The organism is Flavihumibacter cheonanensis, from assembly GCF_022352215.1.
GTDB classification, from domain to species: Bacteria; Bacteroidota; Bacteroidia; order Chitinophagales; family Chitinophagaceae; genus Flavihumibacter; species Flavihumibacter cheonanensis.
Genome location: NZ_JAKRWF010000001.1, coordinates 1,091,925 through 1,105,910, shown reverse-complemented (window position 1 = coordinate 1,105,910; position 13,986 = coordinate 1,091,925). Strand labels below are relative to the sequence as shown.

Genomic DNA, 13,986 nt, shown 5'->3' with positions numbered 1-13,986 from the left:
ATGGCTGCTTTGCGAAACATGAATGCCAAAAGTAATGAAATTAAAACGAATCCTTATTCATGGATGGCGATCAGCGGAACATGGGTATGGTAGAGCAGTTTCCGCGTATGGCTGGGTTTGAATAAGGAGGACAGGAAGCTGTGCTTTCTGGGAACCGTAATGATGACATCGATTTTTTTATCCTCCACAAAGGTTTGAACGGCATCCAGGAAATCGTTGATCCGGACAAAATAATAATCGGGATTAAATCCATCCAGGATAGACTCCATATTGGCACGTTCGGCCTTGTATTCTTCGGTCAGTTCCACATAATGATCGGCATCCACATTTACGACATGCAGCTTCGCATTGAAAATGGATACCACCGAGCGGAGGGCTTTGATGGGGGTGGTTTGTTTTACATTTTTCATATCTGTGGCAAACAGAATATTTTTAACCGGGCTATAACTGGCCTGCGGGGGTACAATCAGCACAGGGCAAACTGCAGCATGCGCCATGTTCAGGGCATTGGTACCCATCAGGAGTTGTTCAATGCGGGAGGCGCCTGTGAGTCCCATTACCACCAGGTCGGCACCATTATGGCGAACATATCGCGCCAGGTTCTCAGTCAGGGATTCTCCTTCTTCTGCCACTACTTCAATAGGGGAACTGTGCGCGAGTTCACTGATCAGGTTGTTCATGGCGATCTCAGCTATGTCTTTCCGGGTGGTATTGGAAAGGTCCAGGGGGGTGCCATCGGATCCGGCAGCAATTTTTCCGAAAACATGGTAAAGAACCAGCTTCACATCAGGGGTTTCATTGGCAAGGGCAACCGCATAACGGGCTGCATTTTTGGAAGTTTCGGAAAAATCGATGGGTAACAACCAGGTTTTCATGCGTAATAGTTTGTCTAAATATATATAAAATGTCAGCATAAAGCACCCATAATTGTACCTTTGCGCCCGTTATGAAATATCAGACCGAGATTGAGAGAAGGAGAACCTTCGCCATTATATCACACCCGGATGCCGGTAAAACTACCCTGACAGAGAAACTGCTGTTATTTGGTGGTGCAATCCAGACTGCAGGAGCGGTTAAGAGCAATAAGATCAAAAAACATGCGACCTCCGACTTCATGGAAATCGAACGTCAGAGAGGTATCTCGGTGGCCACTTCGGTTATGACCTTTGAATACAAAGGCATCCTGATCAACCTGCTGGATACTCCCGGCCACAAGGATTTCGCGGAAGATACCTATCGTACGCTGACAGCTGTGGACAGTGTTATCCTGGTGGTGGATAGTGTGAATGGGGTGGAAGACCAGACCCGCCGGCTGATGGAAGTCTGCAGAATGCGGGATACCCCTGTTATTGTGTTCATTAATAAAATGGACCGGGATGGTAAAAACCGGTTTGAACTGCTGGAAGAAATCGAAAAAGAATTATCCATTCATCTGCATCCCATGACCTGGCCCATCAATAGTGGCAAGGATTTCAAAGGAGTATATAACCTGGCAGAAAAAAATCTTCGCTTATTCACGGCCAATACAAGGGCAGATGAGAGTGATATTGTTCAGATCAGTGATCTTGCTGATCCGGTCTTGGATGAAAAATTAGGTGAACGCGATGCTGCTACCCTCCGGGAAGATGTGGAACTGGTGGATGGTGTACATGGAGAACTGGTAGTGGAGGATTATCTGCAGGGGAAAGTAGCTCCCGTATTTTTCGGAAGTGCTGTAAATAATTTCGGGGTGAAAGAAATGCTGGATACGTTTATCCGGATTGCGCCCATCCCGCGCGACAGGGAAACCACCAAACGGCCTGTGGCTGTTGACGAAGATAAATTCAGTGGGTTTATTTTTAAGATTCATGCCAACCTGGACCCCAAGCACCGCGACCGGATCGCCTTTTTAAGAGTTTGCTCCGGTAAGTTTGAACGCAATAAATATTTCCATCACGTTCGGCTGGATAAGGATGTACGCTTTAATAACCCGTACAGTTTTTTGGCGCGCAGCAAGGATGTAATTGAAGAAGCCTATCCAGGTGATGTGGTAGGTTTATTTGATACCGGCAACTTTAAAATTGGTGATACCCTAACCGAAGGAGAAGAATTTTATTTTACCGGGATTCCCTCCTTTTCTCCTGAAATCTTCAAGGAAGTAATCAATAAGGATCCGATGAAGACCAAACAGCTGGAGAAAGGGCTGCTGCAATTGACGGATGAAGGGGTGGCGCAACTGTTTACCCAGTTCGGTGGCAATAAGAAGATCATTGGATGTGTGGGAGAATTGCAGTTTGAAGTAATTCAATACCGGTTGTTACAGGAATATGGCGCATCGGTTGAATTCCGCGCCCAGCCTTATTATAAAGCCTGCTGGATAACCAGTAAGAACCCAGAAAAACTGAAAGAATTCACACGCTTTAAATCAGCCAATATTGCCGAGGATAAAGATGGGCACCTGGTTTATTTAGCGCAGAGTGAATGGTTCCTGAATACAGAGCGAACCAATAACCCGGATATCGAATTTCATTTCACGTCCGAAATCCATAAAACAGATTAAAGGCAACGCCCGTCTACTTAGTAGTCGGGCGTTTTTCCTGTATAGTTGGAAGGTGTAATCGCCAGTAATTCCTTTTTCAGTTCTGAGCTTATTTTCAGGCTTCTGATAAAACTGTGAATCGCCTTTTTGTCAATAGCCGCCTTACCTCTTGTGAGCTCTTTCAATGCTTCGTATGGGTTGGGATAATTTTCCCTGCGCAGAATGGTTTGAATGGCTTCAGCAACTACCGCCCAGTTGGCTTCGAGATCGTCCTGTATTTTCTTTTCATTCAGAACCAGTTTACCCAATCCTTTTTCAATGGATCGGATGGCTAGTATGATATGAGCAAAAGGAACACCGATATTTCTCAAAACGGTTGAATCGGTCAGGTCGCGCTGCAAGCGGCTAATTGGAAGTTTGCCAGCTAAATGCTCCAATATTGCGGAAGCCATACCCAGGTTGCCTTCTGCATTTTCAAAGTCGATCGGATTTACTTTATGTGGCATTGCAGAAGAACCGATTTCTCCTTTTTTGGTTTTCTGTTTGAAATAATCCATGGAGATATAGGTCCAGATATCGCGACAAAGATCAATTAGGATGGTATTGATTCGTTTGAGAGCATCAAAATGAGCAGCGAGGTTGTCATAGTGCTCAATTTGAGTGGTGAATTGCTGACGCTGTAATCCCAATGATTCCACAAACTGGTTACCCAGCTGCAGCCAGTTTTTCTTCGGGTAGGCGATATAGTGAGCATTGAAATTTCCAGTAGCACCGCCGAATTTTGCAGCATAGGGAACCTGCACCAGTAGTTCCACCTGGTTTTTGAGTCGCTCTACAAAAACCATGATTTCCTTACCTAATTTGGTAGGACTGGCAGGCTGTCCATGTGTACGCGCCAGCAGGGAAATGTTTTTCCATTCGGTTGCAAGGGAGTGCAGGTTATTAGTCAGATTTAGCAGGGCAGGCAAGTATTCAAATTCCATTGCCTGCTTCCAGCTAAGAGGAATAGAAGTATTGTTGATATCCTGGGATGTGAGTCCGAAGTGAACCCATTCTTTCAGGTCTTGCAATTGCAGGGTTTCCAGTTTGGATTTGATGAAATATTCAACCGCTTTTACATCGTGGTTGGTGATTTTTTCTGTTTCCTTGATAGTAGCAGCATCTTCCACGCTGAAATTTTCAGCAATGGCTTTTACACTGGCTCTTGCTTTAGCAGGCAATTTGAAAAGGCGGGCATCTGCCAGGAAGAGAAAGTATTCGATTTCAATCCAGACCCTGTATTTGATCAGGGCATATTCAGAAAAATATTCATCTAATTGCTGCAACTGATTACGATAGCGGCCATCAATGGGGGAGATGGCAGTGAGTGATTGAAGTTCCATGGTTGTTTATCTTGGCCATTCCAAACTGGAATTAGCAGTACATTTGCGAAATTAAATCAAAGCGAGTGGACAGAAAAATCAGAGTGGGAGCGGTACAATACCTGAATACAAAGCCCTTGATTTATGGCCTGCAGCAAGGAATGATGCAGGAGGAGCTGGACCTGGTAATGGATTATCCGGCCAATGTTGCAAAAATGCTGATTGAAGATCAGGTTGATATCGGACTGGTGCCTGTTGCAACCATTCCAAAATTGAAAGAATATCATATCGTATGTGATTATGGAATCGCCTGTGATGGGGAAGTGGCATCGGTAGGTTTGTTTTCGGATGTTCCTATGGAAGAAATCTCAACTGTTTTACTGGATTATCAAAGCAGGACATCCGTAAGGTTGGCGCGTATACTGATGAAAGAGTTTTGGAAAATCGATCCGGAAATAATTGATACCCGGGATGATTTTCGCGGACAGATCAAAGGAACCACTGCCGGAATTGTAATAGGAGACAGGGCATTGGAGCAAAGAAAAGATTCTGCCTATGTATTTGATCTTGGGCAGGCCTGGAAAGAGATGACCGGTTTACCCTTTGTATTTGCGGCCTGGATAGCTAATAAAAAAATTGCACCTGAATTTGTAAAGGGATTCAATGAAGCCAACCGGTATGGGTTAGATAGATTGGAAGAAGTGGTAGAAAAATATCCTTATAAAACATATGATTTATTTACTTACTATAAAGAAAATATTGACTACAAACTGGATTCAAAGAAGATGGAGGGGCTGGAACTGTATTTAAAATACCTAAGCCAATTTGGATTGTAATCTTTTTTTTCTATTTTGTCCGGAAATTCTCTTTTAATGAAAAAAATTTTCGGAACCTTATCCACTTTCTTAACATTCCTTGTATTAACTAGTTATCAAGTTACAACTACATCCTGCTCAAAAGAAACCGAAATAATACGGGATACCGTAACAGTTACGGACACTTTAAGAGATACTGTTATTGTTAGAGATACCATCCTTTCTGAACTGGAAAAAATCAGGAGGACGATTAATGAAGGCTTATGGGCATACTTCCCAGTCAATGGATCCACATTTGATTCAAGCGGAAATGGTAGACAACTAAACCTGATGAATGGAGCTGCTTTGTCGCATGATAGATGGGGCGTAACTGGAGGAGCAATTAATTTTGATGGAATTAATGGTTACGCAACCATCCCTGAAGGAGAGCAGTTCAACAGTCAGAATTTCTCTGTTTCTTTTTATGTTCTAACCAAAGATTACAAAGGTTTGATGTTTGGTAAACAGGATTATGCCACAGCTAATGGAGCAACTTTCAATGTAGGTTATGATGCTGTAATTGACGGTGATAAAATGCGCTTTTCAGTTACTCAGAATCAAGCAGACATATGTAATGCAGAGCCATCAGGAAGCTTTAAGGCCAAGCAGAATGGAGTCCTGAATTATTATCAGTGGTACCATATTGGAATTACTCATGAAAATAAGAAGATGAAGCTTTATATAAATGGTGTTGTGGTAGATTCCATTACACATACAGCTCAAAATCTTAATTTCTGCAATAATGGAGAGTTTATCCTTGGCTCCTGGTGGAATGGTGACAAGCAGTCATTTAATGGTAAAATGGATAATATTCGGATTTATTCAAGAGTGCTTAGCGCTAAGGAAATGAATTACCTGAGTAGTTGTGATAAATCTCCAACTTATGTTGAGAAGACCAAAACCGACCTTCTGACATCAAAAACCTGGATTTACAACGAATACTATGATCAGGTTGGTAGCCAATTCGCAAGACTACTGTATAAAAGAGGTATGGCAAATAATGCCCTCAACCTGTCGGGTGATTACATAAATTTCAGAAGTAATGGAACATTCTCAAGAGTTGACTTGAATGGGATTACACAAACAGGTACCTGGAGCTTTATAGAAAATGAAACAAAAGTGAGATCTGTTGAAAATGGTCAGGTACATGCATCGACCATTATTACGCTTACTGAAGATCAATATGTTTTCTATGATATACCATATGGCACATATGGTGAGATGATACCCAAAAACTAAGCTGGTACTCATATAATTTCAAAAACTCCGGTAGCTCAGAAGTTGCCGGAGTTTATTTTTTTACTCTCTTCAGCATCGAGGTAATAGATGTATTAATCTCTTCCGAGATGTTAAAACGATAAATGACAGGAATGAACAAAAGGATGAATAGAACAGATCTGATAATGGAATCAATATAAATATTCAGCATAAATGGCAGCAAATAAGCGCAAAGCCCACAAACAAAAGCTATTACAACCACCAATAAATTTTTTAAAGTATAGGGCTGGAGTTTAAATTTATAATATAAAAATCCGAATCTCATTAGGTTATAAAAACAAATTGAGATCAGGGAAGAGTAAGCCGCTCCTTTAATACCATATTTACTTATTAAAACGTAGTTCAAAGGCAGTGCAAGTAGTGTATAAATCGCTGTAGTTGTGAAGTCAACTTTCCAGTAACTGGAAGTTCCCAGTATTTGCGTATTAGCGCCGGTTCCGAGATCAATCAATTTTCCAATTCCAATGATCAGAATTGCGAAACTGACACCGTAAAATTTATCTCCCAGGAATTGTTCAAGATTACCGCTATTCAATACAAATAGAATCAGCATTGCCAATCCAATGACCAACAAATTACTGACACTTTTATTGTAAATACTTGAAATTTTGGGCAAATCCCTGTTCTTCCAGGCATCGGCCAAAATAGGAATGGTAACAGAATTCAGACTTCGCTGAGGCACTTCCATTAAAGTAACTACATAGGTAGCAATTGTAAAAATGGCTGCATCTGCAAGGCCCCCTTTACTTACGGAAGCGAGAATAAACGTGTCAATAGTTCTTGCTAGCAGATTTAAAAAATGAGCGCCAAAAATAAACAACCCAAAATTTACCATTCTGGGTTTAAGCCTTCTTGTTACATTACTTAATTTAAAAGTAAAGGCAAACTTGCCTGATTTCCTCAAAAAACGATACAATAAAACACCCGATAACAAATAGGAAAAAGAAAAGAAGAGAAGGTATTGTTGCTCAGACAAAAAGGAAACGGACAGCAGTAGAGTAAGAATGGTAAAAAATATTCTTGGAAGGATCTCCCTTAAGCCATTCGTAAGAACACTTAACCTGAATGACCAGCCAAAACTTTCCAGCCACATAAATGCTAACATAAAAAAACTGAACGGGTAAACCAGATAACTATATTCTACAAATAAGGGAGACTTTTCTGAGTATTTCCTAACAATGATATCCTGACTAAAATATCCAATAATACATACCAAAATAAAGCCACTCAGGCAGATGAATCCGGTAATAGCTGGTAAATCACTTTTTTTGGAACTGAGATAATCGTTATAAAACGGGAAAAACTTATAAATAACCGGAATAGTGCCAAAAGTTGAAAGTGTAGCAAGTGTAATACCGGCATCGGTAATGATCCTGGTTAGTCCTAAAAGTTCCGGTCCCAGTATCTTTGGGCCTAAAATCAACATATTTACAGCACCAAATGCGAATCCAATGTAGATTAGGATAGATGACTTGATGCTTTGCTGTTTGATTAAACCCATTCAATAGAACTTAAATGCTATTAAAATCCTCTAAAGTAATGTAATAAGTCAAACTGACTGGATTCGAAATATAATATTAGCAAATTGAATCTATATTACATTGAAATTAAATAAGTTGTAGAGTTGAAATTTATTTCAAAGACTGGTAACGTAAATTCTAATAACACACGTAATCTTGTAAACGAATTAGCCGTATATATTAATTTTATATTTAATGAAAGTTGTGATTTTTGCAGGTGGTCTTGGAACCAGGATATCTGAAGAAACGGAAACGCGACCAAAGCCGATGGTGGAAATTGGTGGTCGTCCTATTCTTTGGCATATTATGAAGATCTATGAAAGCAACGGTTTCAATGAATTCATCATTTGTCTGGGATATAAGGGGTATGTAATTAAAGAGTACTTTATGCACTATTACTTGCATAATTCAGATATTACCATTGAGTTGAAAAATAACAAGGTAGATGTTCACTTTACCAATGCGGAGTCGTTTAAGGTCACGTTGGTAGATACTGGTTTGAATACCAAAACTGCAGGACGACTAAAAAGAATCAGACAATACCTGGATAATGAGGACTTCCTGCTTACTTATGGTGATGGAGTTGCTGATGTTGACCTTTTGAAACTGGTAGACTTCCATAAATCCCATAATAAAATAGCTACAGTAACAGCTGTTCAGCCGGAGGCCAGGTTTGGTGGTATGACTATTGATCCTGCCGGTGTAGTAATGAATTTTAAAGAAAAACCAACAGGTGATGGCAAATGGATCAACGGTGGTTTTTTTGTTCTAAAGCCGTCTGTTTTTGAATACCTGGCAGATGATATGGATAATGTGATGTGGGAAGATGCACCAATGGAAAATCTCACAAAAGATGGCGAACTGGTTGCTTATCGCCATACTGGTTTCTGGAAATGCATGGATGCTTTGAGAGATAAAATTGAACTGGAAAATCTTTGGGAAAGTAATAATGCCTTATGGAAGAGATGGTGATAACTAACTTCAGGGACCTCATGCGGTTTTATTCATCAAAAAAGGTGTTTATTACTGGTCATACCGGCTTTAAAGGCGCATGGTTATCCATGTGGCTCTCACAAGCAGGAGCTATCATTAAAGGATATTCACTGCAACCTCGATATGATCATGGATTATTTAATTATTTGCCATCCGAACTGTTTCAGGATTCTGAAATAAATGATATAAGAAACGCTGAATCGCTTGAAAAATCCATTTATTCCTTTCAGCCAGATATCATTTTTCATTTGGCGGCACAACCATTGGTGCGGGCATCTTACGATAATCCAATAGAAACAATTGAGACCAATGTACTGGGTACTGCCAACTTGTTAAAAAGCATCAAATCTGTACATTCCAAATGTGCTTGTGTTGTGATTACAACTGATAAAGTATACAAGAATAGTGAAGATGGAAGATTATATAAAGAATCCGATCCGCTAGGCGGGTATGACCCTTACAGTTCCAGCAAAGCTTGTACGGAAATTGTTACAGAGTCTTTCAGAAGTTCTTTTTACAATCCGGTTAATTATGCTGCTCATACTAAATCAATAGCAACAGCAAGAGCAGGAAATGTTTTCGGGGGTGGCGACTGGAGTGAAGATCGCCTTGTGCCTGATATTGTAAAAGCTCTCCAGGAAAATAAAGAAATCAAGTTGAGAAACCCTGATTCAGTACGGCCCTGGCAGCATGTACTCGAGCCGATTTCCGGTTACCTTATCTTGGGACAATTACTTTATGAGTCACCTCTGGAGTATTCTGATGAATTTAATTTTGGTCCGGAAAAAAGCGATCATTTTACAGTTGGCGAACTCACGCAATTATTTGTGGACGCATGGGGGCAGGGAAAATGGACCAATATCAGTAATGATCATCAAAAACATGAAGCATCACTGCTTCAGCTGGATATTTCAAAGGCCAAGTCCAGGTTGAATTGGAGGCCTCGTTTATCAGGAAAGACTGCAGTAGAATGGACAGTGGATTGGTATAAGGCTCCCGCCAATGAAAAACTTAACCTTACGAAAAAGCAAATTCAGGACTATACCGGATTATGGAATTTATAAAAACATCATTAAACGGCGCTTTTCTAATCATGCCAGAACCAAAATCTGATTCAAGAGGCTGGTTCGCTCGTTTTTTCTGTAAGGAATTATTCAAAACCATCGGCCACAATAAAGAATGGGTGCAGATGAATCATTCATTCACATCAGCAAAAGGCACCGTGCGTGGTATGCATTTTCAGAGACAACCACTCAGCGAAATAAAACTTGTAAGATGTATAGCGGGTAAAATAGCAGATGTTATTATAGACCTCAGACCGGAATCTCCAACTTATAAACAACATGCAGCATTTGAACTCTCTGCCCAAAATAAACACATGATCTACATTCCGGAAGGTTTTGCACATGGCTTTCAAACACTGGAGGATAACACTGAATTAATTTACCTTCATTCCAATTATTATAACCCGGAATTTGAATCTGGAATAAGGTATAATGATCCTGCCATTAGTATCAACTGGCCATTGGAGATAACCAATATTTCAGAGAGGGACTTGAATTTTCCGGATTTCCAAGAAAAATAATGTAAAGATGAATTGCAGATTTTGTAAAAATCAACTTTCCGATATATTAATTGACCTGTTTAATTCGCCGGCATCCAACTCATTCCTTACCAGAGAGCAGTTAAATGAACCGGAAGTATTTTATCCGTTAAAAGTATTTATCTGTAACAAGTGCTTTCTCGTTCAGATTGATGAGTACAAGAAGTCTGATTCCATATTCAATAATGAATATGTATATTTTTCATCCTTTTCAAAAACCTGGCTGGAGCATTCCAAAGCGTATACGAGGATGATGGTGGAAAGATTTCATTTAGATAAGAATTCAAAAGTGATTGAGATCGCCTCCAATGATGGCTATCTTCTGCAATATTTTAAAGAATTGGACATTCCGGTATTGGGAATTGAACCTACTGCCAATACTGCTAAAGTGGCCATTGAAAAAGGTATACCAACTATGGTTGCTTTTTTTGGTCGCCAGCTTGCCCGGCAATTGAAAGAGGAAGGTAAATCTGCTGATCTGGTTTTGGGAAATAATGTGCTGGCTCATGTTCCGGATATAATTGACTTTGTTGGGGGACTCAAAATCGTTCTCAATCCATCCGGCATCATTACCATGGAGTTTCCTCATTTAATGGAACTTATCCGGAATAACCAGTTCGATACCATTTACCATGAACATTTTTCCTACCTGTCTTTTTATACCGTAAGAAACATTTTCAAATCCCTTGATCTGGACATTTTTGACGTCGACAAACTTTCAACGCACGGTGGATCAATCAGGATTTATGCAAAGCACAGCGACGATTCAAGTAAAGAAATTTCGGATAGGGTGGAGGCCCTCATAAAGGAAGAACTGGAATGGGGACTAACTAAAATGGATACCTATTTCAATTTCAAACAGCAGGCCTTAACTATAAAAATTGACTTACTGGATTTCCTGCTTAAGTGCAAATCTAGCGGAAAAAAAGTTGCTGCATATGGTGCGGCCGCAAAAGGAAATACATTACTGAATTATTGTGGTATCAAATCAGATATGATTGATTTTGTGGTAGACCGGAATCCAAATAAACAACATTTATATCTACCCGGCAGTCATATTCCTGTTGTGGATGAAATTCATCTAAAGCAATCCCGGCCCGACTATGTACTTATACTTCCTTGGAATCTGAAATCAGAAATAACTGAGCAACTGAAATACATTGCTGAGTGGAATGGGAAATTTGTTGTTCCAATACCCCGACTTGAAATTCTAAATGATTAAATCACAAAAAATACTGATTACGGGTGCTACCGGGTTTATAGGCACTAATTTGATTCCGATTTTATTGGAAAATGGGTATGCCGTTGTTGCCAGTTCCAGGGATATTGAAAAAGCTAAAACTCAACCTTGGTTTAAACAAGTGGAATATATCTCCTGGACGATCGAAAATAATCCAGCCAGTATCAATCTTTACAACCATTTTAACCAGCCGGATCTGTTGATTCATTTAGCCTGGGAGGGACTTCCCAATTATGCTTCTTCGCATCATATTGAAACCAACATGATGGCTAATTATTTTTTTTGTAAAAATTTAATTCACCATGGTTTAAAGGACCTGACAATTGCCGGTACCTGTATGGAATATGGTAAAGTAAATGGGGAATTATATGAAGACATGCCCTCCAATCCGTCGAATGCTTATGCAATTGGAAAGGTTAATTTGCTTAACTGCCTGCATGCGCTAAAAAATCAATTTGATTTTGATTTAAAATGGCTTCGATTGTTTTATATGTATGGAGAAGGGCAACACAAAAATTCTCTGTATGGACAATTGATGGAAGCCATTAAAGAAAGAAAGGAATACTTTAATATGAGCAAAGGTGACCAAATCAGAGATTACCTTTCTATACAGGAGATGGCTTCATTCATTATGAAAGTAGCCGTACAAAACAATATTACGGGTATAATTAATATTTGTAGTGGCCGTCCCATTACAGTAAAATCATTTGTTGAGACTATTATCAAACAACACAATTCATCCTTACAATTAAATACCGGGGTATTTCCTTATTCAGAGCACGAAGCAATGTATTTCTGGGGGAACAATTCTAAACTATCTAAAATAATTACCAATGAATAACCCAATTGCGGAATTCTTAAAAGAGCGCGAGCAGAGAATTGAGTCGAACGGAAGCAATTCCCCACTCAAACAGGCTGCTGAACAATTTAACCTGGAATCCAACAAAAGTCAGTATTCCTATAATTTTTCCTGGATGGGGCGCCCCATTATTCAATATCCACAAGATATGATCGCCATGCAGGAGTTGATTTGGGATATTAAACCAGATCTGATCATAGAAACGGGTATTGCACATGGTGGTTCGCTGATTTATTATGCATCACTGTTGGAATTAATTGGAAAAGGGGATGTACTGGGTATTGATATCGATATAAGGGCACATAATAAAGCTGCTATTGAAGCTCACCCAATGTTCAAGAGAATCACAATGATCGAAGGCTCATCCATTGCTTCCGATACGGTTGATAAAGTGAAAGCTTATGCTGCAGGAAAGCAAACCATCATGGTCTGCCTTGATTCTAATCATACACATGAGCATGTGCTGAATGAACTGAAGTTATATGCACCATTTGTAACGAAAGATTCATACCTGGTTGTTTTCGATACTATTGTTGAAGACATGCCAGATAATTACCTTCCTGGCAGACCCTGGAAAAAAGGGGACAATCCAAAAACAGCGGTATGGGATTTTGTGAAAGAGCATCCTGAGTTTGAAATTGACCACAGTATTGATAATAAACTTCTGATCAGCGTAGCTCCAGAGGGATATTTGAAACGTGTGAAATAATTGGAATGCTTCAGGAAATCTCTACTTCGCAACCTGCCGTATCCTTTTGTATTTCTACATACAAAAGAACAGATTACCTGCAAAAACAATTGGAGGCGATTCGTCAACAAACTATACCCGACTGGGAAGTTATTGTATCGGACAATGATGCAGAAAATCACAGTGCAAAACAGGTAGTTGAATCTTTTGAAGACAGCAGATTCCGTTACCTGAGCAATTATGAAAATCTGGGAATGGTCAAAAGCTTTAACAGAAGCCTCGCCCATGCAAATGGTAGATTTGTTGTTATGCTGACAGATGACGATCCCGTTTATCCTGAAATGCTGGAAACATTACTGGATTTGGAACGCCAACATCCCGGATATGGAATGTACATGGGTAGTCATGATACCTATTATGAAAAACTCTGGCTCTCCCAACTGGCCAATCGTTCACCCGGTATATATTCAGGGTTAGCAAATCTGGAAATGGGTGCCGTCAGGGAATTTAGTGCCGATACTTTTTTAAGGGAATTTTGTACGGCTGATTTTGGAGGGGGAATACTTTGGTCAGCTGGTATGGTAAAACGAGAAATTGCACAAGCAATGGGTGGTGTGCCTGATTATGGAACGCCCTTTCTTTCTGATGCTGCTTACCTGATCCTGGCAGGAAGTCAAAATGGGGCAGTTTTTACAAATACGGCAGTTGGCTGTCAAACCATTCATGGTTCCAATTATAGTTATGCAAATAGCAACTATTCTTATCTTGAAATTGCACCCAGAGCCTTTCATGAATTTATTGTTCGAGAGCTAAAGCTGCAATCAAATTCAGAAGATATGGGAGTTTTGAATAAATATATTGGACAAACGCTTACCACCTATTTTATATTTTTAAAACGAGTTCTGGATTTATCCAATACTACCAATGAAAGTTTTACCAACAGCATTCGTAACATTTATAGCTGGTCCATAATGCGCAAATGGCATATGAAGTATAAAATTGGTGTAAAATATCCTGAGCTTTTTAAGTTGGCTGTTCAATTCAAAAAGGTTGTACTTCCCAAATAATATAT

13 protein-coding genes are annotated in these 13,986 nt (G+C 39.8%); 10 read left to right on the top strand and 3 right to left on the bottom strand.

The features are described 5' to 3' along the window. Positions 1-53 precede the first annotated feature (53 nt). Complete coding sequence (locus MD536_RS04835; RefSeq protein ID WP_239596295.1) at positions 54-875, bottom strand: universal stress protein; 822 nt, start codon at positions 873-875, stop codon at positions 54-56. Positions 876-946: 71 nt separating this feature from the next. Here MD536_RS04835 and MD536_RS04830 point away from each other — a divergent pair, with 71 nt between their 5' ends. Next, on the top strand, positions 947-2,539 hold the full coding sequence (locus MD536_RS04830; protein WP_234863685.1) for a peptide chain release factor 3: 1,593 nt from the start codon (positions 947-949) through the stop codon (positions 2,537-2,539). A 17-nt stretch (positions 2,540-2,556) separates the two neighbouring features. Here MD536_RS04830 and purB read toward each other — a convergent pair whose 3' ends face one another. Next, the gene (purB, locus tag MD536_RS04825) at positions 2,557-3,900 is read right to left on the bottom strand and encodes an adenylosuccinate lyase (RefSeq protein ID WP_239596293.1); all 1,344 of its coding nucleotides are present in this window, start codon (positions 3,898-3,900) and stop codon (positions 2,557-2,559) included. A 65-nt stretch (positions 3,901-3,965) separates the two neighbouring features. Between purB and MD536_RS04820 the strand changes: the two genes are divergently transcribed. Next, the gene (locus MD536_RS04820; protein ID WP_239596291.1) at positions 3,966-4,715 is read left to right on the top strand and encodes a menaquinone biosynthetic enzyme MqnA/MqnD family protein; all 750 of its coding nucleotides are present in this window, start codon (positions 3,966-3,968) and stop codon (positions 4,713-4,715) included. Between the two features lie 36 nt (positions 4,716-4,751). Then, positions 4,752-5,972: a LamG domain-containing protein gene (locus tag MD536_RS04815; RefSeq protein WP_234863679.1), complete on the top strand. Its 1,221-nt coding sequence runs from the start codon at positions 4,752-4,754 to the stop codon at positions 5,970-5,972. A 52-nt stretch (positions 5,973-6,024) separates the two neighbouring features. Here the strand turns inward: MD536_RS04815 and MD536_RS04810 are convergent, their stop codons facing one another. Beyond that, complete coding sequence (locus tag MD536_RS04810; protein WP_239596290.1) at positions 6,025-7,512, bottom strand: polysaccharide biosynthesis C-terminal domain-containing protein; 1,488 nt, start codon at positions 7,510-7,512, stop codon at positions 6,025-6,027. 214 nt (positions 7,513-7,726) lie between these two features. On the opposite strand from MD536_RS04810, the gene rfbF reads away from it, so the two are divergent. The 7 genes from rfbF to MD536_RS04775 are packed head-to-tail and all read left to right on the top strand — an operon-like array spanning position 7,727 to position 13,981. After that, positions 7,727-8,503, top strand: coding sequence for a glucose-1-phosphate cytidylyltransferase (rfbF, locus tag MD536_RS04805; RefSeq protein ID WP_239596288.1), 777 nt, complete (start codon positions 7,727-7,729; stop codon positions 8,501-8,503). Continuing rightward, positions 8,488-9,588, top strand: coding sequence for a CDP-glucose 4,6-dehydratase (rfbG, locus tag MD536_RS04800; RefSeq protein WP_239596286.1), 1,101 nt, complete (start codon positions 8,488-8,490; stop codon positions 9,586-9,588). Before rfbF ends, rfbG begins: the two co-directional genes overlap by 16 nt. Then, positions 9,576-10,109 carry a dTDP-4-dehydrorhamnose 3,5-epimerase gene (gene rfbC / locus MD536_RS04795; protein WP_239596284.1) on the top strand — a complete coding sequence of 178 codons (534 nt, stop codon included), beginning with the start codon at positions 9,576-9,578 and terminating at the stop codon, positions 10,107-10,109. Before rfbG ends, rfbC begins: the two co-directional genes overlap by 13 nt. 7 nt (positions 10,110-10,116) lie before the next feature. Beyond that, positions 10,117-11,349, top strand: coding sequence for a class I SAM-dependent methyltransferase (locus MD536_RS04790; RefSeq protein WP_239596281.1), 1,233 nt, complete (start codon positions 10,117-10,119; stop codon positions 11,347-11,349). Then, on the top strand, positions 11,342-12,208 hold the full coding sequence (locus MD536_RS04785) for an NAD-dependent epimerase/dehydratase family protein (RefSeq protein ID WP_239596279.1): 867 nt from the start codon (positions 11,342-11,344) through the stop codon (positions 12,206-12,208). The genes MD536_RS04790 and MD536_RS04785 overlap by 8 nt, the downstream gene beginning before the upstream one ends. Continuing rightward, on the top strand, positions 12,201-12,935 hold the full coding sequence (locus tag MD536_RS04780; protein ID WP_239596276.1) for a cephalosporin hydroxylase family protein: 735 nt from the start codon (positions 12,201-12,203) through the stop codon (positions 12,933-12,935). The genes MD536_RS04785 and MD536_RS04780 overlap by 8 nt, the downstream gene beginning before the upstream one ends. Positions 12,936-12,940: 5 nt before the next feature. After that, a complete protein-coding gene (locus MD536_RS04775; RefSeq protein ID WP_239596275.1) occupies positions 12,941-13,981 on the top strand; it encodes a glycosyltransferase family 2 protein in 1,041 nt (346 codons plus the stop codon). Positions 13,982-13,986: the final 5 nt, after the last annotated feature.